1 protein-coding gene is annotated in these 825 nt (G+C 57.6%); it reads left to right on the top strand.

Features of this window, described 5'->3' with window-relative positions; translation table 11 throughout:
- Window positions 1-254: 254 nt before the first annotated feature.
- Window positions 255-825, top strand: a 571-nt coding sequence (locus tag HX846_RS35615) for a tetrahydrofolate dehydrogenase/cyclohydrolase catalytic domain-containing protein (RefSeq protein ID WP_178967288.1), incomplete at its 3' end; no start/stop codon positions are given.

Here is an 825-nt window from a genome sequence, read left to right as displayed (position 1 = left end):
TCTATCCAGCTGAGCTACGGGCGCCTTATTAATCTGTACTCTTGGAGGATTACAAACTAACCAGTGCTAGGCTGTGCCCGACAAGTGCGACGAATAGTATAGATGGACCCGAAACCCGTCAAATCCTTTTTATAAAAAATTCATTTTATTTAAGGGGTTAGGGGAATTTGCAGACCAAGCGCCTTTGCCCTCACGCCATGGCATGCGAGAATGCGCGCACTTTTCTTCCCCCTCTCGATGGTTAATCACGCGTAATGACTGCACAACTTATCGACGGCAAATCAATCGCCGCCAGCCTGCGCCAGCAGATCGCCAAACGAGTCGCCGAGCGCAGCCAACAAGGCCTGCGCACGCCGGGCCTCGCGGTGATCCTGGTCGGCAGCGATCCTGCCTCTCAGGTTTATGTCTCGCACAAGCGTAAAGACTGTGAAGAGGTCGGCTTTATTTCCAAAGCCTACGACTTGGCTGAAGACACCACCCAACAGGCCCTCACCGACCTGATCGACAGCCTCAACGACGATCCGGCCATCGACGGCATCCTGCTGCAACTGCCATTGCCCGAGCATCTGGACGCGTCGAAATTGCTCGAACGCATCCGCCCGGACAAGGACGTCGACGGTTTCCACCCTTATAACGTCGGCCGCCTGGCCCAGCGTATCCCGCTGCTGCGCCCGTGCACCCCGAAGGGCATCATGACCCTGCTGGAAAGCACCGGCGTCGATCTGTATGGCCTGGATGCCGTCGTCGTCGGCGCCTCGAACATCGTCGGTCGCCCGATGGCCATGGAACTGCTGCTGGCCGGCTGCACCGTGACCGTGACTCATC

It is taken from the genome of Pseudomonas sp. K5002 (assembly GCF_013386655.1).
Taxonomy (GTDB): Bacteria; Pseudomonadota; Gammaproteobacteria; order Pseudomonadales; family Pseudomonadaceae; genus Aquipseudomonas.
The sequence above is the reverse complement of the archived record's forward strand: the minus strand, read 5'-3'. Positions and strand labels throughout refer to the sequence as shown.